This window comes from Streptomyces sp. NPDC101110 (assembly GCF_044759525.1).
Classification (GTDB): Bacteria; Actinomycetota; Actinomycetes; order Streptomycetales; family Streptomycetaceae; genus Streptomyces.
On record NZ_JBIVZM010000018.1, the window covers coordinates 149,572 to 168,547 of the forward strand.

19 protein-coding genes are annotated in these 18,976 nt (G+C 73.0%); 6 read left to right on the plus strand and 13 right to left on the minus strand.

The window, feature by feature from the left end:
• Positions 1-7 precede the first annotated feature (7 nt).
• Genes ACIQU3_RS33360 through ACIQU3_RS33370 form a run of 3 tightly spaced genes read left to right on the plus strand, consistent with a single transcriptional unit; the run spans position 8 to position 3,971 of the window.
• On the plus strand, positions 8-484 hold the full coding sequence (locus tag ACIQU3_RS33360) for a hypothetical protein (protein ID WP_403729178.1): 477 nt from the start codon (positions 8-10) through the stop codon (positions 482-484).
• Positions 484-3,333, plus strand: coding sequence for a branched-chain amino acid ABC transporter permease/ATP-binding protein (locus ACIQU3_RS33365; RefSeq protein ID WP_403729181.1), 2,850 nt, complete (start codon positions 484-486; stop codon positions 3,331-3,333). Before ACIQU3_RS33360 ends, ACIQU3_RS33365 begins: the two co-directional genes overlap by 1 nt.
• Positions 3,330-3,971, plus strand: coding sequence for an ABC transporter ATP-binding protein (locus ACIQU3_RS33370; protein WP_403929316.1), 642 nt, complete (start codon positions 3,330-3,332; stop codon positions 3,969-3,971). The genes ACIQU3_RS33365 and ACIQU3_RS33370 overlap by 4 nt, the downstream gene beginning before the upstream one ends.
• 72 nt (positions 3,972-4,043) lie before the next feature.
• Here the strand turns inward: ACIQU3_RS33370 and ACIQU3_RS33375 are convergent, their stop codons facing one another.
• Positions 4,044-4,676, minus strand: a complete 633-nt coding sequence (locus ACIQU3_RS33375; RefSeq protein WP_403929318.1) for a transglycosylase family protein — start codon at positions 4,674-4,676, stop codon at positions 4,044-4,046.
• Between the two features lie 546 nt (positions 4,677-5,222).
• Here ACIQU3_RS33375 and ACIQU3_RS33380 point away from each other — a divergent pair.
• Both ACIQU3_RS33380 and ACIQU3_RS33385 read left to right on the plus strand, forming a co-directional pair.
• Entirely contained in the window at positions 5,223-6,005 is a 783-nt protein-coding gene (locus ACIQU3_RS33380) for a hypothetical protein (protein WP_403729196.1), read from the plus strand.
• An 85-nt stretch (positions 6,006-6,090) separates the two neighbouring features.
• A complete protein-coding gene (locus tag ACIQU3_RS33385; protein ID WP_403929320.1) occupies positions 6,091-6,537 on the plus strand; it encodes a hypothetical protein in 447 nt (148 codons plus the stop codon).
• A gap of 65 nt (positions 6,538-6,602) precedes the next feature.
• On the opposite strand, the gene der is transcribed toward ACIQU3_RS33385, so the two are convergent.
• The 5 genes from der to aroH form a co-directional block, all read right to left on the minus strand.
• A complete protein-coding gene (gene der, locus ACIQU3_RS33390; protein ID WP_403744186.1) occupies positions 6,603-8,096 on the minus strand; it encodes a ribosome biogenesis GTPase Der in 1,494 nt (497 codons plus the stop codon).
• A gap of 80 nt (positions 8,097-8,176) precedes the next feature.
• A complete protein-coding gene (locus tag ACIQU3_RS33395) occupies positions 8,177-8,824 on the minus strand; it encodes a lysophospholipid acyltransferase family protein (RefSeq protein ID WP_366715285.1) in 648 nt (215 codons plus the stop codon).
• On the minus strand, positions 8,821-9,483 hold the full coding sequence (gene cmk / locus ACIQU3_RS33400; RefSeq protein WP_403744189.1) for a (d)CMP kinase: 663 nt from the start codon (positions 9,481-9,483) through the stop codon (positions 8,821-8,823). Before cmk ends, ACIQU3_RS33395 begins: the two co-directional genes overlap by 4 nt.
• A gap of 345 nt (positions 9,484-9,828) precedes the next feature.
• Positions 9,829-10,914 carry a prephenate dehydrogenase gene (locus ACIQU3_RS33405; RefSeq protein ID WP_403744191.1) on the minus strand — a complete coding sequence of 362 codons (1,086 nt, stop codon included), beginning with the start codon at positions 10,912-10,914 and terminating at the stop codon, positions 9,829-9,831.
• Positions 10,911-11,273: a chorismate mutase gene (gene aroH, locus ACIQU3_RS33410; RefSeq protein ID WP_234847113.1), complete on the minus strand. Its 363-nt coding sequence runs from the start codon at positions 11,271-11,273 to the stop codon at positions 10,911-10,913. Before aroH ends, ACIQU3_RS33405 begins: the two co-directional genes overlap by 4 nt.
• A 179-nt stretch (positions 11,274-11,452) precedes the next feature.
• On the opposite strand from aroH, the gene ACIQU3_RS33415 reads away from it, so the two are divergent.
• The gene (locus ACIQU3_RS33415; RefSeq protein WP_403744194.1) at positions 11,453-11,890 is read left to right on the plus strand and encodes a Rieske (2Fe-2S) protein; all 438 of its coding nucleotides are present in this window, start codon (positions 11,453-11,455) and stop codon (positions 11,888-11,890) included.
• Between the two features lie 24 nt (positions 11,891-11,914).
• On the opposite strand, the gene ACIQU3_RS33420 is transcribed toward ACIQU3_RS33415, so the two are convergent.
• The 7 genes from ACIQU3_RS33420 to ACIQU3_RS33450 all read right to left on the minus strand — a co-directional run bounded on the left by ACIQU3_RS33420 (position 11,915) and on the right by ACIQU3_RS33450 (position 18,650).
• A complete protein-coding gene (locus ACIQU3_RS33420; RefSeq protein WP_403929323.1) occupies positions 11,915-12,934 on the minus strand; it encodes an ADP-ribosylglycohydrolase family protein in 1,020 nt (339 codons plus the stop codon).
• Entirely contained in the window at positions 12,931-13,650 is a 720-nt protein-coding gene (locus ACIQU3_RS33425) for an NUDIX hydrolase (RefSeq protein ID WP_403929325.1), read from the minus strand. The genes ACIQU3_RS33420 and ACIQU3_RS33425 overlap by 4 nt, the downstream gene beginning before the upstream one ends.
• 62 nt (positions 13,651-13,712) lie before the next feature.
• Positions 13,713-14,831 (minus strand): pseudouridine synthase, encoded by a 1,119-nt coding sequence (locus ACIQU3_RS33430; protein ID WP_366715271.1) that lies wholly within the window; start codon positions 14,829-14,831, stop codon positions 13,713-13,715.
• Positions 14,831-15,517, minus strand: coding sequence for an SMC-Scp complex subunit ScpB (gene scpB / locus ACIQU3_RS33435; RefSeq protein WP_403929328.1), 687 nt, complete (start codon positions 15,515-15,517; stop codon positions 14,831-14,833). Before scpB ends, ACIQU3_RS33430 begins: the two co-directional genes overlap by 1 nt.
• Positions 15,514-16,611 carry a segregation/condensation protein A gene (locus tag ACIQU3_RS33440; RefSeq protein WP_403929354.1) on the minus strand — a complete coding sequence of 366 codons (1,098 nt, stop codon included), beginning with the start codon at positions 16,609-16,611 and terminating at the stop codon, positions 15,514-15,516. Before ACIQU3_RS33440 ends, scpB begins: the two co-directional genes overlap by 4 nt.
• A 357-nt stretch (positions 16,612-16,968) precedes the next feature.
• Positions 16,969-17,538: a hypothetical protein gene (locus tag ACIQU3_RS33445; RefSeq protein WP_403744204.1), complete on the minus strand. Its 570-nt coding sequence runs from the start codon at positions 17,536-17,538 to the stop codon at positions 16,969-16,971.
• Positions 17,523-18,650 carry a ParA family protein gene (locus tag ACIQU3_RS33450; protein WP_366715263.1) on the minus strand — a complete coding sequence of 376 codons (1,128 nt, stop codon included), beginning with the start codon at positions 18,648-18,650 and terminating at the stop codon, positions 17,523-17,525. The genes ACIQU3_RS33445 and ACIQU3_RS33450 overlap by 16 nt, the downstream gene beginning before the upstream one ends.
• Positions 18,651-18,976: the final 326 nt, after the last annotated feature.

The following is an 18,976-nucleotide window of genomic DNA, read 5'->3' on the forward strand; positions in this document are numbered from 1 at the left end:
GCGAGCGATGCGGACCAGCCGACTGCGGACCGTGCATCCCGTCCTGTGGGCGGGCTGGGCCGCCCTGGCCGCCGGCGCGGTGCTGTGCGTCGTGGGCTGGTACGGGATCTCCGGTGAGCGTTACGCCGAACGGCAACTGCCCTACCTCGCCTCCTGCACGGTCCCCGGGGCCGCCCTGATCGTCGCCGGGGCGGTGCTGCTGGCCCAGGGCAGGGGCGCGGTCGCCGCGGGGCGTGTGGAGGAGCTCTACGGCCTGCTGGTGGAGGACGGGCCGGCCGAGCCGGAGCCGGCCGGCCGGGCCGCGCTCGCGCCGCTCGCGGTCAGCGGCGATCTGCTGATGCTGCCGGGCGGCACGCTGTGGCACCGCGCGGACTGTCCACTGGTCGCGGGCAAGGCGGAGGCGGTGCCGGTGGACTCCGAGCTGGTGGCGAGCGGAGAGCTGGACCCCTGCCCGATCTGCGAACCGGCCGAAGAAACCGACTGATGTCGTCACTGACGTACGACCTCACGCTCGCCGGGCTCTCGGTCGGCAGTGCGGCGGCGCTGACCGGGATCGGCCTGATCGTCACCTACCGCGCGACGGGCGTGCTGAACTTCGCGCACGGCGCGATCGCGATGGTGTGCGCGTACGTGCTGCGGCAGTGCGTGGTCGAGTGGGGCTGGCCGCTGTGGCTCGGGGCGGCGGTGACGCTGCTGGTGCTGGCTCCGGGGCTGGGGGTGGTGCTGGAACGGTTCGTCTTCCGGCCGCTGGCGGTTCTCGGCGGTGATCCGGCGCAGACGCTGGTGGCGTCCATCGGGGTGTTCGTGCTGCTGGTGGGCGGGGCGGCGCTGCTGTGGGGCCAGGGAGCACGGGACGACGCGCCGGTGCTGGTGCCCGACGAGCCGTGGGGTCAGCTGGCGGTGGTGCTGCTGCTGGCCACCGGGGTCGCGGCGGTGGTCCGGTGGACGCGCTTCGGGCGGGAGCTGCGGGCCGTGGTCGACGACCGGCGGCTCGCCGTGCTGGGCGGTATCGACGCGGACCGGGTCGCGGCCACCGGCTGGGCGTTCGGTTCGTTCACGGCCGGGCTGACGGGTGTGCTGCTGGCGCCGTACGTACGGCTCGACCCGTACGGTCTCTCGCTGCTCGTGATGGAGGTCGTGGCGGTCGCGGTGGCGGCGCGGATGCGGAGCCTGCCGGTCGCGGTGGTGGTGGCGCTGGGCATCGGGGTGGCGCAGAGCCAGCTGACGCGGCTGCACCCGCCGGGCTGGGCCGAACCGCTGCTCCAGGCGGTCGGCACGAACCTGTTCGTCGTCGCGTTGCTGGTCGCGGCGCTGGTCCTGCCGGGCGTCGGGGACCGGGACGCGCTGCCCCGCACGGCCACGGCGCGCGTACCGACCCCGCCGGGTGCCTGGATCGTGGTGCTCGTGCTGTTCCTGCTGCCGCTGGGGCTCGCAGGCCGGGACCTGCACACGTCGGTCCAGGTCCCGGCGCTGGCCGTGATCCTGCTGTCCCTGGTGGTGGTCACCGGCCGCGGCGGCCAGATCTCGCTGGGGCAGGCGGCGTACGCGGGTCTGGGTGCCCTGTTCACCGCGCTGCTGGCGGCGGGCCGTCTGCCGGGGCTGCCCGCCCTGCCGGAGCTGACGGCCCTCGCGGTGGCGGTGGTCCTGGTGGCACCGCTGGGCCTGCTGACGGGCTGGCCCGCGATCGGCCGCCGGGGCCTGGCCCTGGCGCTGGCGACGTTCGCGGTCGGCGTGGGGGTGAGCCGCTTCGTCTTCACCCAGCCGTACGCCACCTCGGGCCTGTCACTGGGCCGCCCCGCGGGCTTCGACGGGGACCGGGCCTACTACGTCCTGGAGCTGCTGATGCTGGCGGTCGCGCTGCTGGCGACGCACGCGCTGCGCCGGGGGCGGACGGGCCGGGCCCTCGCCGCCATGCGGGATCACGAGCGGGGCGCGCAGGCTGCGGGCGTCGGTGTGCCCTCCCTCAAGCTGCTGGCCTTCGTCGCGGGTGCCGCGCTGGCCGCGCTGGGCGGCGGCATGCTCGGGATGGGCCTGCGTGCCTTCGACGCCGCCGCCTACGATCCCGTGCGCGGCCTGCTGTGGTTCGCGGCGGTGGTGGTGCTGGGCGCCGACAGCACGCTCGGGGCCCTCGTGGCCGCGGCCCTCCTGGTCGGGCTGGACGCGGGCACCCGGGGCGGCGTCGCGGCGGCCCTCATCGGCGTCCTCGCGGTCCTGGTGGGCCGCTTCCCGGGCGGCCCGTACGAGGCGCTGCGCACGGCGGCCGAACGCCTGCGGCCGCGCGGCACCCGGGCGCTGACGCAGGCCGGCGTGCGGGCCCGCGACCGGCTCCGTCCGGCCGAACCGCAACGGGCGCGGAGAGCACCGGTACCGACCGGGGCGACGCGGATGGCGCACAGGGCGGAGGCGCCGGGTGCCATGGGAGCGGCCGATCGGCGCGAGCGGGGGGACGGCGGGGGCCGTCCGGGACGCGCCCCGTCGGGCCGGGCCGCGGCCGGCCCGACGGGCGGAGACAGCCGGGCGTCGGTCACCGGCCCCGAGACGACCGTCGGGCCCTCCCCGAGCCCCCGGCCGGGCAGGGCGGCACCCGCCGGGGCCGCCCCACCGCCCACGGGCCCGGCAGCCGCAGCACCCGCCCCCTCCGCAGCCCTCACCGCCCGTCACCTCCACGTCCGCTACGGCGGCTTCACCGCTCTCGACGGGGTGGATCTGGACCTCTCCGCCGGTCGGATCACCGCGGTCGTGGGGCCCAACGGGGCCGGGAAGAGCACCTTGTTCCACTGTCTGGCCGGGACGCTGAAGCCCGCGGACGGGGCCGTGCGGCTCTTCGGACGGGACATCACCGCGCTGCCCGCGCACGCCCGCACCCGGCTCGGCGTGGCACGGACCTTCCAGGAACTGGCCGTCTTCCCCACGCTGACCGTGGCCGAGAACGTCCGCGTGGGCGCCGAGCAGGGCCGGGTGACCGACCCGGGCGCCGTGGAACGCACACTCAGGCTGCTCGGGCTCGACGGGCCCGTGCGCGGCCGGCCCGCCGCCGGACTGCCCACCGGGACGCTGCGCCGCGTCGAACTGGCCCGGGTCCTCGCGGGCAGCCCTCGCGTCCTCCTCCTGGACGAGCCGGCCGCCGGGCTCGACACCGCCGAAGTGACCGCCCTGGCCCGGGTCCTGAAGGCCCTGGCCGCGGACGGAACGGCCCTCCTCGTCGTCGAGCACGACCTGGACCTGGTGGCCGGTCTCGCCGACGTCGTGCAGGTGATGGCCGCGGGCCGGATCGTCGCCACCGGCCCTCCCGGGCACGTCCTGGAAGCCCTGGAGCGGGAGGCCGGCCGATGACGACGCTGTCCCTGCGCCATGCGCGCGTGCGCTACGGACCTGTGGAGGCACTGCACGGCATCACCCTCGTCGCCCCCGGCCCGGGCCTGACCGTGCTGCTGGGCCGCAACGGCTCCGGCCGCACCACCGCCCTGCGCGCCCTGGCCGGCACGGTCCCCCTGGCGGGCGGCGCGGTGGTGTGGGACGGCCGGGACGTGACGCGCGTCCCGGCGTACGAACGCGCCCGGCGCGGGATGTGCCTCGTGCCGGAACGGCAGGCCGTGTTCGCCTCGCTCACCGTGCGCGAGAACCTCCGGCTCGCCGCACGGGAGCACACCGTGGCGCTGGACGCCTACCCGCAGCTGCGGCCCTTGCTGGAGCGGCGCGCCGGCACCCTCTCCGGCGGGGAGCAGCGCATGCTCGCCCTCTCCCGGGCGTTGCTCGCACGCGCGCGCGTGGTGCTCGTCGACGAGCCCGCGCAGGGCATGTCGCCCTCGGTCGCGGCCCGGACGTACGAGCTGCTGGGCGCGCTCGACGCGTGCGTGGTGCTCGCCGAGCAGCGGCTGCCGCCCGCCCTGCGGGAGCGGTCCGTGCTCGTGTACGAACTGCGCCGTGGGGCCGTCGTGTTCGCCGGGGAGGCGGGTGAGCTCAGGGGGTGACCGGGCTTGCCGAGGCCCCGTCCGGTCGGCCGACCGGACGGGGCCCGTGTCCCGGCGAGGAGGAGCAGCGGCTCAGAACTCGAGGCGCAGGCCGGGCACGATCACGTCGGGATCGGCCCCGATGGCGGCCTTGTTGGCGGCGTAGAGGTGCTGCCAGGTGGTTCCGTGCCGGGCGGCGACGCCGCTCAGGGTGTCGCCCCGGCGGACGGTGTAGTCGCCGCGTGAGGAGCCGCGGTCCGCGTGCTCCGTGGCCCGCGCCGACGCCTTCGACGGCTTCGCCGGGGCCTGCTTGGTGGAGGTGACCGGGTCGGCGGCGGGTGCGCCGCCGCTCGCTCCGGCACGTGCCGAACAGACGGGCCAGGCGCCCCACCCCTGGGCGCGCTGGACCTTGGTGGCGACGGCGATCTGCTCGGACCTGCTCGCCCGGTCGGCGGTGGGCGCGTAGGCCGTGCCGCCGTAGGCGTTCCAGGTGGAGGGGGCGAACTGGAGTCCGCCGTAGTAGCCGTTACCGGTGTTGATGTGCCAGTCGCCGCCGCTCTCGCACTGGGCGATGCGGTCCCACACTCCGCTGTCAGCCGCCGCGGCGTTCCCGGTCGCGGCCAGCAGACCGAGGGGCGCGAGCAGTGCCGCCCCGGCGAGGACCGCCGTTGTACGAACCTGGTGCTTGCGGGCGCCTGAGCGAGTGGTATCGGCACATTCGGACATGTAGGTCCCTTTCGAAACACCCGGGGATCCCCCAAGGCGGAACGCCACTTTCGCGTCATGGGACGCGAGGGTCGCGCTCGCCCCGCCCACCGGAGCGGTGCGGTGCCCGGTTCCTGGGAACCCGGCGGCCGGTGGACGTACCCGAGCGGTGCTCGTTGCACACGGCCGAGGAATCTAAGGAGGTCGGGGGCTCGGCAGCAAGGAAACGCCCGTTCGGGCAGGCCAGTTCACCGATACCTCGGGTAACGGCGTTTTCCGGACACCCACTTCATTCGTGGATTTCCGGATTTATCGACCAACAGCCGCGACGATCTGTGACCCACCTCACCCCACCAACGCCCTTGTCGCATAAGCCAGTTGACAGTGAGTGTGCCATTCCGCGCGCAGCGTGACCCTGCGCGCTGGTTGGTTCGATTACGTTCGGCTTGGGGCGTGACTCCCGCCACAGATCGGCCGTTGTCTTCTGCATGAGCCGGGACCTACCCGGACCACGGGGCCGGGAGCCACCCGGCTTTGCCACGCACCGCATCCCCGAGGGAGCCACCCGTGCCGCGCATGCTCGACGTCAGCGACGAGGTACGCGCCGAGATCGGCGACGAAGAAGCCGACCGCCTGCTCGCCGGAGAGACCGCCGCGGGCAGTTACGACTGCACGTCGTGCCGCACTCCGGGCGACTCCGAGCAGGAGCGCACCAGCACCGTCCTGTTCATCGGTGACGAGACCGCCGTCCTCGCCTTCGCCCACGCCGGCTGCCTGCCCTCGCAGGTCGTGCAGGTCACCGAGGAGCAGCTGCAGGGCGCCGTGAAGTCCATCACCGGCGACACCGTCGACCTGGAACCCGACAAGGTGGTGCCCCAGCAGGCGGTGCTCGGTGTGACCAGCGGACTCGTCCTCATCGGCGGTGAACTGCGCCCGGCCCTGGTGGTCGAGCCGACCGGGCCCATCGCCCGGCCCGGCACGACCGGCGGTGGCGACGACTTCCTGCCGCTGCTCATCGAACAGGGCTTCATGCCGCTGACGGAGCTGTCCGCCGTACCGCCGGTGCTGCACGGCTGGTCGGTGCTGCTCGCCATGGGCCAGCTGCACGCGGTGCTCCAGCCGGGGGCGGCCGGCGGCCGGCCGGTGGCCTGGTGGCAGGCGCACCAGCCGCTGCAGGTGACCGAGGGCTGGCGCGCGGCCGCCAGCAAGCACCAGCAGGTGCTGATGTTCGCCGCACCGGCCGGCTCCATCGGCCGCCAGCCGCGCGAGGACCTGCTGCGGGACGCGCTGGACAAGGCGGCGGCGAACGGAAAGCTGGTCGCCTCGGCGCTGCCGCTGGCCGGCACCTGAGCGGCGCGTCACCCGTCCACGCCGTGCACCTGCGAAAGCCGTAGCCGGGCCGCATCCCTTGACCCGCGGGGTCGTTTGGACATACGTGCACGCATATGACGTTCCCCGCCGCCAGTCCTTCCCACCGATCCCGTCCGCGCGGTCGGCTCAGGACTCCCAGGGCGGCCCATCGGCCACGCCGATCTACGACGCGCTCTACGCCGAGTACGTCAAGTCCTTCCGGGCACTGCCCGGGGACCGCAGCGGCGAGGAGAAGCTCGGCTTCACCGCCTTCGGGAACACCCCGCACGGTTCGGGCTCCTACGGAGGGACGTACGGCAGCTCCTACAGTGCCTACAGCGCGGGCGCCCAGACCGCCCGCCACGCCGCCGGGCAGCAGCCGCAGTGGCAGCGCGTCGGGGCTGTCGGCTCGCACATCGCCGATTCGCACACCACGGATTCGCACAACACGAGCGGGCACGGCACGGGGATGCACGGTACGGGCATGCACCATGTCCCGGCCGCGCTGCCGCCGGGACGGCGGGGGCGGTAACTGAGCGGGCACCGGACACCGGAAAGGGCGGCCCCGTTCGGGGCCGCCCTTTCCGGTGCTTCGCGCTACTTCTTCTTGCCGCGCTTCTCGCGCACCCGCACGGAGATGTGGATCGGCGTCCCCTCGAAGCCGAACTCCTCGCGCAGGCGGCGCTCGATGAAGCGCCGGTAGCCCGCCTCGATGAAGCCGGAGGCGAACAGGACGAACCGCGGCGGCTTGGTGCCCGCCTGCGTGCCGAACAGGATGCGCGGCTGCTTGCCGCCCCGGACGGGGTGCGGATGGGCGGCGACGAGCTCACCGAGGAAGGCGTTCAGCCGGCCCGTCGGGACCCGGGTCTCCCAGCCCGCCAGGGCCGTCTCGATCGCCGGGACCAGCTTCTCCATGTGCCGGCCGGTGCGCGCCGAGACGTTGACCCGCGGCGCCCACGCCACCTGGCCGAGCTCGGTCTCGATCTCCCGCTCCAGGTAGTAGCGGCGTTCCTCGTCGAGGGTGTCCCACTTGTTGTACGCGACGACGATCGCGCGGCCCGCCTCGACGGCCATGGTGACGATCCGCTGGTCCTGCACCGAGATGGACTCGGAGCCGTCGATCAGGATGACCGCGACCTCCGCCTTCTCCACGGCGGCGGCCGTACGCAGCGAGGCGTAGTAGTCGGCGCCCTGCTGGAGGTGGACGCGCTTGCGGATGCCCGCCGTGTCGACGAACTTCCAGGTGACGCCGCCGAGTTCGATGAGCTCGTCGACCGGGTCACGGGTGGTGCCCGCCAGCTCGTTGACGACGACGCGCTCCTCGCCCGCCACCTTGTTCAGCAGGGAGGACTTGCCGACATTCGGGCGCCCGATCAGGGCGACGCGCCGCGGGCCTCCGATGCCGCCCCCAGCGAACGTCTCACGCGGTGCCTCGGGCAGCACCTCCAGGACCTGGTCGAGCATGTCGCCGGTGCCGCGGCCGTGCAGCGCGGAGACCGGGTGCGGCTCACCCAGGCCCAGCGACCACAGGTAGGCCGCGTCGGCCTCGCCGCTGGGGCCGTCCACCTTGTTGGCGCACAGCACGACCGGCTTGCCGGCCTTGCGCAGCAGCCGTACGACGGCCTCGTCGGTGTCGGTGGCACCGACCTTGGCGTCGACGACGAAGACGACCGCGTCGGCGGCCTCGATCGCGTACTCGGCCTGGGCGGCCACGGAGGCGTCGATGCCGAGGACGTCCTGCTCCCAGCCGCCGGTGTCGACGACCTTGAAGCGGCGGCCCGCCCACTCGGCCTCGTAGGTCACGCGGTCGCGGGTGACGCCGGGCTTGTCCTCGACGACGGCCTCGCGGCGCCCGATGATGCGGTTCACCAGGGTCGACTTGCCGACATTGGGGCGGCCGACGACGGCGAGCACGGGAAGCGGACCGTGACCGGCCTCCTCGATGGCGCCCTCGACGTCCTCGAGGTCGAAGCCCTCCTCCGCGGCGAGCTCCATGAACTCCGCGAACTCGGCGTCGCCGAGCGCCCCGTGGTCGTGCTCGTGGGCGCCCTCGGACGCGCCCGAGCCGTCGGGCTGGATGTGGTCGTTCATGAAGTCCGTACCTCGTCGTTCATCGTGGTGGTCGGTGGAGTGCCGGCCGTGTGCCGGGCTGATCCACTACTCAGTGTCGCCTAGCGTCCGGTGAGACGCCTGGCGTTTTCCAGGTGGGCCGCGAGCTGCTTCTGGATGCGCCCGGTCGCCTCGTCCAGCGCCTTGCGCGTCCGGCGACCGCTGCCGTCGCCCGCCTCGAAGGGCTCCCCGAAGACGACGTCGACGCGGGAGCGCAGCGGAGGCAGCCCCTTTATCAACCGTCCCCGCCGCTCGGAACTTCCCAGCACGGCCACCGGGACGATCGGGGCACCACTGCGCACCGCGAAGTAGGAGAGGCCGGCACGCAGCGAGGCGAAGTCGCCCTCGCCCCGGGTGCCCTCCGGGAAGATGCCGAGCACGCCGCCGCTGTCCAGGACGCCGAGCGCCCGGGTGATCGCGGAGCGGTCGGTGGTGTCGCGGTCGACCTTCACCTGCCCGATGCCGAGCAGGAAGGGGTCCAGCGGGCCGACGAAGGCTTCCTTCTTGATCAGGAAGTGCGTCGGCCGGGGAGCCACGCCCATGACCATCGGGCCGTCGATGTTGTGGGAGTGGTTGACCGCGAGGATCACCGGGCCGCTGGCGGGCACCCGCCAGGCGCCGAGCACGCGCGGCTTCCACAGCCCGTACATCAGGCCGACGCCGATGCGCCGCCCGACCTCGGCGCCCCGGGCCGAAGGCAGCTCGGTCACTTCCCGGCCCGCTTCTCCTCGACGAGGGTGACGACGCACTCGATGACCTGGGCCAGCGTGAGCTCGGTGGTGTCCACCTCGACGGCGTCGTCCGCCTTGGCGAGCGGGGAGGTCTTGCGGCTGGAGTCGGCCGCGTCCCGCTTGATCAGGGCCTCGCGGGTGGAGTGGACGTCGGAGCCCTTCAGCTCACCGCTGCGGCGGGCGGCCCGCGCCTCCGGGGAGGCGGTGAGGAAGATCTTGAGGTCGGCGTCGGGCAGCACGGTCGTGCCGATGTCGCGTCCCTCGACGACGATGCCCTGCTCCGCGGAGGCGGCGATCGAGCGCTGCAGTTCGGTGATCCGGGCACGCACCTCGGGCACCGCGCTGACCGCGCTGACCTTGGAGGAGACCTCCTGGGTGCGGATCGGGGCCGCCACGTCCACGCCGTCGACCGTGATGGTCGGGCCGTCCGGGTCGGTACCCGAGATGATCTCGGGCTTGCCCGCGGCGGCGGCGATCGCGGACGGGTCGTCTATGTCGATGCCGTTGCTCACCATCCACCAGGTGATCGCCCGGTACTGGGCGCCGGTGTCCAGGTAGCTCAGCCCGAGCTGGGCCGCCACGGCCTTCGAGGTGCTCGACTTGCCGGTGCCGGCGGGGCCGTCGATGGCGACAATCACTGGCGTGGCGCTTTCCACAGTGGGGACCTTCCTGAACCGGGCTCTGCGGGGGTGAGGGCGCGAGTGCCCCGCACCAGGTTACTGGGTGCGCGTCACTCGTCCGGCCGCGCGTCCGGGGCGACCCACAAGCGCCGACGCCACTCGGCCCCCGAAGCCCGTCCGGCGCCGGCCGCGGCACTCGGCCACCACCAGCCCGTCCGGCGCCAGCCGACGCTGCTCGGCCACCACCAACCCGTCCGGCACCAGCCGACGCTGCTCGGCCACAGGACGAGGCCGTTCGGGCCGATACGGGGCCCGAGGGCGGCAGCCTCCGGAATGCGGCCCCGGACAGCAGCCTTCTGCCGGCTACTGCCGGAGCGCCCAGCCCCGTTCCCGCAGAGCGGCACTCAGCACCGGAGCCGCCTTCGGCTCCACCATCAACTGCACCAGACCGGCCTGCTGTCCCGTCGCGTGCTCGATGCGTACGTCCTCGATGTTGACGCCGGCCAGGCCCGCGTCGGCGAAGATCCGGGCCAGCTGCCCCGGCTGGTCGTCGATGAGCACGGCCACGACCTCGTAGGCCCGCGGCGCGGACCCGTGCTTGCCGGGGACGCGGACCTGGCCCGCGTTGCCGCGCCGCAGCAGGTCCTCGACCCCGCCGGCGCCCTCGCGGCGCTTGTGGTCGTCGGAGGACTGCAGGGCGCGCAGGGCCCGCACGGTCTCCTCCAGGTCCGCGGCGACGTCCGTGAGCAGGTCGGCGACCGGCGCGGGGTTCGCGGAGAGGATGTCGATCCACATCCGGGGGTCGGAGGCGGCGATCCGCGTCACGTCCCGGATGCCCTGCCCGCAAAGCCGTACGGCGGCCTCCTCGGCGTGCTCCAGGCGCGCGGCGACCAGGCTGGAGACCAGGTGGGGCATGTGGGAGACGAGGGCAACGGCCCGGTCGTGGGCGTCGGCGTCCATCACCACCGGCACGGCCCGGCAGTGCGAGACCAGCTCCAGGGCGAGGTTCAGCACCTCGGTGTCGGTGTCCCGGGTCGGGGTGAGCACCCAGGGGCGGCCCTCGAAGAGGTCCCCGGTCGCGGCCAGCGGGCCGGACTTCTCCCGGCCCGACATGGGGTGGGAGCCGATGTAGGCGGACAGGTCGAGACCGCGTGCCTCCAGCTCGCGGCGCGGTCCACCCTTGACGCTGGCGACGTCCAGGTAGCCGCGTCCCGCCCCGCGGCTCAGGGCGTCGGCGAGAACGTCGGCCACGTGCGCGGGCGGCGCGGCGACGATCACCAGGTCGACGGGGCCGTCCGGCGCCTCGTCCGTGCCTGCGCCCAGCGCGGCCGCGGTACGGGCCTGCTCGGGGTCCGGGTCGGCGAGATGCACGGTGACGCCCCGCTGGGACAGGGCCAGAGCGGCGGACGTGCCGATGAGGCCGGTGCCGATGACGAGTGCGGTCCTCACTGGGCGATGTCCTTGCGCAGGGCGGCGGCGGCGCCGAGGTAGACGTGGGCGATGTCGGCACGGGGCCGGTCGGACTCGATGTGCGCGAGGACCCGGACGACCCGGGGCATGGCGCCTTCGATGTCCAGTTCCTGGGCGCAGATCAGCGGCACGTCGACGATGCCCAGCTTGCGGGCGGCGGCCGCCGGGAAATCGCTGTGCAGGTCGGGCGTGGCCGTGAACCAGATGCTGATCAGGTCGTCGGCGGCGAGACCGTTGCGCTCCAGGATCTCCGTGAGCAGGGCTCCGACCTGCTCGTCCATGTGTCCGGCCTCGTCCCGTTCGAGTTGGACGGCGCCCCGGACCGCTCGTACCGCCACGGCGATGCTCCTTGCTGACGTGCGTGTCGCTCTACGTCCGACCAGCCTAGTCAGCCCGCGCGGCCCGGGGGCGCGACGCCCACCCGGCGAGACGCCAGAAACACCGCCTTTGGGTAAGTTCAGTGCCAAGATGACGCAAATCCCGTTTCACCCATCTTCGGCACGTTCGGAGTGACGACATGACCTACGAGACCACGCGCCGCACGGTTCTCCTCGCGACGGGCGTGACCGGCGCGACGGCGCTCGTCGCGGCCTGCGGCGGGGGCGGCGACAGCGGCTCCTCGTCGGCGGACTCCCCCACCGACGGCGGCGCGACGAGCGGGTCCGCCGGCAAGGACCTGGCTGACATCGGTGAGATCCCGGTCGGCGGCGGCAAGATCTTCAAGGACGAGAAGGTCGTGGTGACCCAGCCGGAGGAGGGGCAGTTCAAGGCCTTCTCGGCGATCTGCACCCACCAGCACTGCCTGGTGGGGTCCGTCTCCGACGGCACGATCAACTGCCCCTGCCACGGCAGCAAGTTCAAGATCGCCGACGGTGCGGTGGCTCACGGACCGGCGACCCAGCCCCTGCCCGCCGAGCAGATCACCGTGGACGGGAACTCCATTCGCATGACCTGACGGCCCGCGCCCGGCAGCGGGCCGTCACGCGTCCCACAGAGCCCCGAGGGTGAGCAGATCACCCCGGTACTCGACGCGGTCGGCCCACTCGGCGGGCCAGGCCTCCGCACCCAGGTGCGCGCCCGCGAAGGCGCCCGTCAGGCAGGCGATCGAGTCCGAGTCGCCCGCGGTGCAGGCGGCGCGGCGCAGGGCGGTCACCGGCTCGTCGACGAAGAGCAGGAAGCACAGCAGTCCGGTCGCCAGAGCCTCCTCGGCGATCCAGCCCTCGCCGGTGGCCAGACAGGGGTCGGTCTCCGGCGAGACGGTGCGCACGGCGTGCCGGAGCCGCTCGAGGGCCTCCAGACACTCGTCCCAGCCGCGCGCGATGAACCGCTCGGGGCTCGGGTCCCCGGCCAGCCGCCACAGGTCGCCGAGCCAGCGCTCGTGGTAGCGGCTGCGGTTCTCCAGGGCGTAGGAGCGGAGCCGTCCGATCAGCCCGGTCGGCTCGGCGCCCCGGGCGAGCAGGCGTACGGCGTGTGCGGTGAGGTCGGACGCGGCGAGCGCGGTGGGGTGCCCGTGGGTGAGGGCGGACTGCAACTGTGCGGCGCCCGCACGCTGTTCGTCGCTCAGGCCGGACACCAGCCCCAGCGGCGCCACACGCATGTTGGCACCGCAGCCCTTGGATTCGGTTTGACTGGCGTCCTGCCAGGGGCGATCCGAGTGCTCCAGCAGGGCGCAGGCCCGCAGACAGGTGTTGCCGGGAGCGCGGTTGTTCTCCGGGGAGCGGTTCCAGGCGATGAACTCCCGCCGCACGGCCTCGGCCATCCCCTCCGGTCCCAGCACACCCCGGTCCATCGCCGCCCGTATGCCCCGTCCGAGCGCCAGTGTCATCTGCGTGTCGTCGGTGACGATCGCCGGGGACGGCAGCTCCATCTGCCGCCAGGGCCCGCACTTGGCGAGGATCGAGGGGACGTCGTTGAACTCGGTGGGAAAGCCCAGTGCATCGCCGAGGGCCAGGCCCGTGAGCGCTCCGGTGGCGGCCTGCTTGTGGACGAGTGTGGTCATGCGGGGCGTCCTTCCCGGAGGGGCCGGAGGAGAGGCGGGTGGAGGGCGGTGGCGGTTCCGGCGCGGTACAGCGCGGCGGGCTTGCCGCGGCCGCCGGTCAGCCGGGCGGCGCCCGGGACGGCTTCGACGAAGCCGGGTGTGGCGAGCACCTTGCGCCGGAAGTTGGGCCGGTCGAGTGCGGTTCCCCACACGGTCTCGTAGACCTGTTGCAACTCGCCGAGGGTGAACTCGGGCGGGCAGAACGCGGTGGCGAGGCAGGTGTACTCGAACTTGGCGCCGACGCGTTCGTGGGCGTCGGCCAGGATGCGGTCGTGGTCGAAGGCGAGCGGCCCGGCCGTGCCGTACGGCACCCAGCGGGCCTGGGCCGCGTCGCTGCCGCCGTGCGCCTCGGGTGCGTCGGGCAGCAGTGCGGTGAAGGCGACCGACACGACCCGCATCCGGGGGTCGCGGCCGGGTTCGCTGTAGGTCCGCAGCTGCTCCAGATGCAGCCCGGAGACGTCGGACAGGCCGGTCTCCTCGGCGAGTTCACGCCGGGCGGCCGTCTCCGCCGACTCGTCCGGCTGCACGATCCCGCCGGGCAGCGCCCACCGCCCGGCGTACGGCTCCTGCCCGCGCTCGACGAGCAGCACGTGCAGCGCGCCTCCCCGGAGGGTGAACACCGCGAGGTCGACGGTCACCGCGAAGGGTTCGTGGGCGTACTTGTCGTAGCCGTCCATGACGAACACCCCCTTTAATAGTCAGCACGACTATAAAAGGGGGTGCCGGTCGCTCACAAGGTCTAGAGGTCGACCTCCTGCATCAGCATCCCGACCTCGGTGTTGGACAGCCGACGCAGCCAGCCCGACTTCTGGTCGCCCAGGGTGATCGGCCCGAAGGCGACCCGGACCAGCTTGTCGACCGGGAAGCCGGCCTCCGCGAGCATCCGGCGCACGATGTGCTTGCGGCCCTCGTGGAGGGTGACCTCGACGAGGTAGTTCTTGCCGGTCTGCTGGACCACCCGGAAGTGGTCCGCGCGCGCGTAGCCGTCCTCCAGCTGGATGCCGTCCTTGAGCTGCTTGCCCAGGTCGCGCGGGATGGGCCCGACGATGTGCGCGAGGTAGGTCTTCTTCACGCCGTACTTCGGGTGCGTCAGCCGGTGCGCCAGCTCGCCGTGGTTGGTGAGCAGGATGACGCCCTCGGTCTCGGTGTCGAGCCGGCCGACGTGGAAGAGCCGGGTCTCGCGGTTGGTGACGTAGTCACCGAGGCACTGCCGGCCCTCGGGGTCCTCCATCGTCGACACGACACCGGCGGGCTTGTTCAGCGAGAAGAACTGGAAGCGCTGGGTTGCGACGGTCAGCCCGTCGACCTTGATCTCGTCCTTCTCCGGGTCGACACGCCGCCCCTGCTCCAGGACGATCTCGCCGTTGATCTCGACCCGGGCCTGCTCGATCAGCTCCTCGCAGGCACGCCGGGAGCCGAAGCCCGCGCGGGCGAGGACCTTCTGCAGGCGCTCGCCCTCCTGCTCGGCGCCGGGGAAGGTCTTCGGGAGCTTGACCTCCTTCTTCCCGGCGTACCGGTCGCGGTTGCGCTCCTCGACCTGCGCCTCGTACTCACGCGGGCGGGCCGGGGTCGTACGTCCCTGCTTCTGGGGCTGCTTGGGACCGCCCTTGGCGCCGCCACGCGCGGCGCCGCCACGCCCGGCCTTGGGGCCGTCCTTCGTCGCCCCGGGGCCCACGTCGTAGCGGCGCTCCTCGGGGCGCGGCTTCTTCGGACGGCCACTGCCCTGCTTGTCGTCGCGGTTGTTGCCGGCGCCGCGGAAGTTGCCGCGACCACCACCACTCCCGCCGCGGCCGCCGCTGTTGCCACCACGGCTCCCGCCGTTGTTTCCGCTGCTGTTCCTGCCGCTGCTGCTTCGCATCAAAGTTCCGTCTGGTCGTCTTCGTCGTGGGTCCCCGGGCTCACCGGGCTGCCCGGCACGTCGTCGTCAGGCGCGTCCGGGTCGAACGACGGTACGCCCTCCTGGGTCTCGGCCTCGATCGCCTCCGCCTCCGGGAGGAAGGGCGCGAGCTCCGGGAGCTCGTCCAGACCGCGCAGGCCCATCCGCTCCAGGAAGTAGTTCGTCGTCCTGTACAGGATCGCACCTGTTTCGGGTTCCGTGCCCGCCTCCTCTATCAGTCCGCGCTGGAGGAGGGTGCGCATCACGCCGTCGCAGTTGACTCCGCGTACGGCCGAGACCCGGCTGCGGCTGACCGGCTGGCGGTAGGCGACGACGGCCAGGGTCTCCAGGGCGGCCTGGGTGAGGCGGGCCTGCTGGCCGTCCAGGACGAAGCGCTCGACGGCGGGCGCGAAGGCGGCGCGCGTGTAGAAGCGCCAGCCGTTCGCGACGTACCGCAGCTCGAAGCCGCGCCCCTGGACGGTGTACTCGTCGGCCAGCTCGCGCAGGGCGTCCGCGATCTGCCGCTTCGGCCGCTCCAGTATCTTCGCGAGGTGTTCCTCGGTCGCGGGCTCGTCCACGACCATGAGGACGGCCTCCAGGGCGGGCTTGAGGTCGAGGCCGGCGACGACAGGCGTCCCGGCCGGCAGGTCGGTCGTTGGCTCGCTCACGCCTGCTTCTCCTCCTTCGGTGGCTCGGGCGGCCGGTCGAACTCGTCGGTGACGGTCGGTGTCTCGTCCCCGTCGCCGCCGGTCCACCGCACGAGCAGTTCCCCGAGCGCGGTCTCCTGCTCCAGCGCGACGGCCTTCTCGCGGTACAGCTCCAGCAGGGCGAGGAACCTCGCGACGACGGTCAGGGTGTCGTCGGTGTCCGCCACGAGCACGCGGAAGCCGGCCTCCCCGAGCTCCCGGAGCCGGGCCACGACGATCTGCGCCTGCTCCTGCACGCTGACCAGGGGGGCGTGGATGTGGTCGACGTAGACCTGCGGCTTGGGCCTGGGCTGCATCGCCTTCACGGCGAGCTTGGCGAAGCCCTCCGCGCCGATGCTGATGACCACGTCGGGCAGCAGCTCGGCGTGGTGCGCCTCGAGTCCGACGGTCCGGGGGTGGCGCCGGGCCTCGTCGTCGAGCCGCCCGCTGAAGATGTCGGCGATCTGCTTGTACGCGCGGTACTGCAGCAGCCGGGCGAACAGCAGGTCCCGCGCCTCGAGCAGCGCGAGATCGCCCTCGTCCTCCACCTCGGCGGCGGGCAGCAGCCGCGCGGCCTTCAGGTCGAGCAGGGTGGCGGCCACGACCAGGAACTCGGTCGTCTCGTCCAGGTCCCAGTCCGGTCCCATGGCCCTGATGTGGGCCATGAACTCGTCGGTCACCTTCGACAGCGCGACCTCGGTGACGTCCAGCTTGTGCCGCGAGATCAACTGCAGCAGCAGATCGAAGGGCCCCTCGAAGTTGGCGAGCCGGACCTTGAAGACCCCGTCACCGGCGGACTCGGCATCACCGGCCGGCGGCTGGGGGCCCGGGACGGCCCCGGAGACCTCCTCGGACACGGCGGGGTCATCCGCAGCCGATGCCGCGTTCACGGCAGGGTCATGCCCTGCCGGTGCCGCGTACGCGGCCGGGTCATCCGCCGCCGGGACCGCGTACGCGGCAGGGTCATGCACCGTCGGTTTCTCGTACGCGGCCGGGTCATGCACCGCCGGTGCCTCGGACGCCGCCGGGTCGCCCGCGGACCCCGCGTCCGGTGCAGCCGTGCTTGAACCGACCATGACCACCGGCCCGGCCCGGTCCGCAGACGGCGCGACCGCCTCAGGCCCGGACAGGCGGACAGGCGGAGCTGCGGGACCGGCCTCCTCCGGTGCACGGGACGGCTCGGCCTCTCGCACCGCGGCGCCCCACGGCTGGGCCTCCCGCGCCTCAAGCTCCCGCGGCTCGGCGTGCCACGGCCCGGCCTCCGGCGCCTCGCCCTCCTCCAGGCGGCCCTCCTGCGGCACGACCTCCTGCCGTTCAGCCTCCGGAGCCGTTCGCGGAGCCCCCGGCCCCCGCCCCAGCGCACGCCGGCGGCCGGCCGGGCCGCCGGGGGGAGGTGGGGAAGCGTTCGAGGTCATGGCCCCCGCAGGCTACCGCTACCGCCCGCGCAGTCGTCGTACGAGGATGCTGGCGTCCCCGCGGGTCTCCAGGTCGGCGAGGACAACCGCGACCGCCTCACGGACGATGCGGCCGCGGTCCACGGCCAGACCGTGCTCGCCACGGAGCACGAGACGGGCGTGCTCGAGGTCCATGAGCTCCTCGGCCGACACGTACACCGTGATCTTCTCGTCGTGCCGCTCCCGGCCGCTGGGCCGGCGCGAGGGGTTGCGCCCGCGCTTGCGGGGCGCCGCGCCGGCGGCAGAACCTTCCTGCGCCGCCTGACGGCGGGTCGAGCCGGAGCGCTCGGCGGAACGGCTGTGGGCCTCCCCGGCCTCGGCCGGCTCCGCGTCCGCCGCGACGTGCTCCGCGCCCTCGCCGTCACCGCCCTGCGCGGGCACCGCCTGCGGCGCGTCCTCCGCGGCGGCCGCCGCGTCGCCCTCCCCCGCCGGAGCGGGCACCCTGGCGTCGCCGTTGGCCTGGCGCCTGGGCTGGGACGACTGAAGCGCCATCCCCCCTGTCGTACGGAAGAGTTCGTCGGCCCCCGGCAGACTCACTCGGCGTGACACCGGGCGAGCACCTCCCTGGCGAGCTGGCGATAGGCGGCGGCACCCACGGAGTTGGAGGCGTACGTGGTGATCGGCTCACCTGCGACGGTGGTCTCCGGGAAGCGGACCGTGCGCCCGATGACCGTGTGGTAGACGTGGTCGTCGAACGCCTCGACCACGCGCGCGAGCACCTCACGGCTGTGCACCGTGCGTGAGTCGTACATGGTGGCGAGGATGCCGTCGAGCTCCAGCTCCGGGTTGAGCCGCTCCTGGACCTTCTCGATGGTCTCCGTCAGCAGGGCCACACCACGCAGCGCGAAGAACTCGCACTCCAGCGGCACTATCACCTTGTGCGCGGCCGTCAGGGCGTTCACCGTGAGCAGGCCGAGCGAGGGCTGGCAGTCGATGACGATGAAGTCGTAGTCGGGCAGCAGCGGCTTCAGGGCGCGCTGCAGCGTCGACTCGCGGGCGACCTCGGAGACGAGCTGGACCTCGGCCGCCGACAGGTCGATGTTGCTGGGCAGCAGGTCCATGTTGGGGACCGCGGTCTTCAGCAGCACCTCGTCGGCCGCCATCCCCCGCTCCATGAGCAGGTTGTAGACGGTGAGGTCGAGTTCCATCGGGTTGACACCGAGTCCGACCGACAGCGCGCCCTGCGGGTCGAAGTCCACGAGCAGGACACGGCGTCCGTACTCCGCGAGCGCGGCACCCAGGTTGATGGTCGACGTGGTCTTGCCGACGCCGCCCTTCTGGTTGCACATCGCGATGATCTTGGCGGGTCCGTGCTCGGGCAGCGGGCCCGGGATCGGGAAGTACGGCAGCGGGCGCCCGGTCGGACCGACGCGCTCGCGGCGCTGTCTTGCCGCGTCGGGCGCGAGGGTGGCCGCGTACTCGGGGTCGGGCTCGTACTCCGCGTCGGGGTCGTAGAAGTGCCCCTCGGGCAGTTCGTCGTAGTCGGCGAAGTGGTTGTGGGGCGCGCCACTTCCGTCGCCGGCCATGGCGTTCACGTGATGGCCATCCATCTTCTGGTGTGCTGTGTGAGTCGCCTGCGGACTCTGGTGGGCTGCGAAGGTGCGCACAGCGACGGAGCCGACAGCCTCGAACCCCGCGGGCACCTGGCCCGGTGCAGGCATTCCTGGTTGGCCACCCCCGGGAGAAAATGTCGACTCATTCACAAGTCGTCTTACCTCCTTGGTGACCAGGAAACTTCTAGACAGGTCAGCGTGGCACCATGCCGACGATTGGCGACTCTATGGCGTGTCGGGCGTCCGCAGCAACACAATCCGCCGGACCCGGCCCGATGTGTCGGCAATGAAACATCCCGCTGTCAAGGGCGTACGGCCGTCGCACGGCAGGTTTCACCGGTGTGCGAATCGGTTGAAGGGTTACGTTCGAGGCGAGTTGCTCGAGAATCGCGAAGTGACCATACACACATCCGGCCGGACCTTGTCGGGCAAGG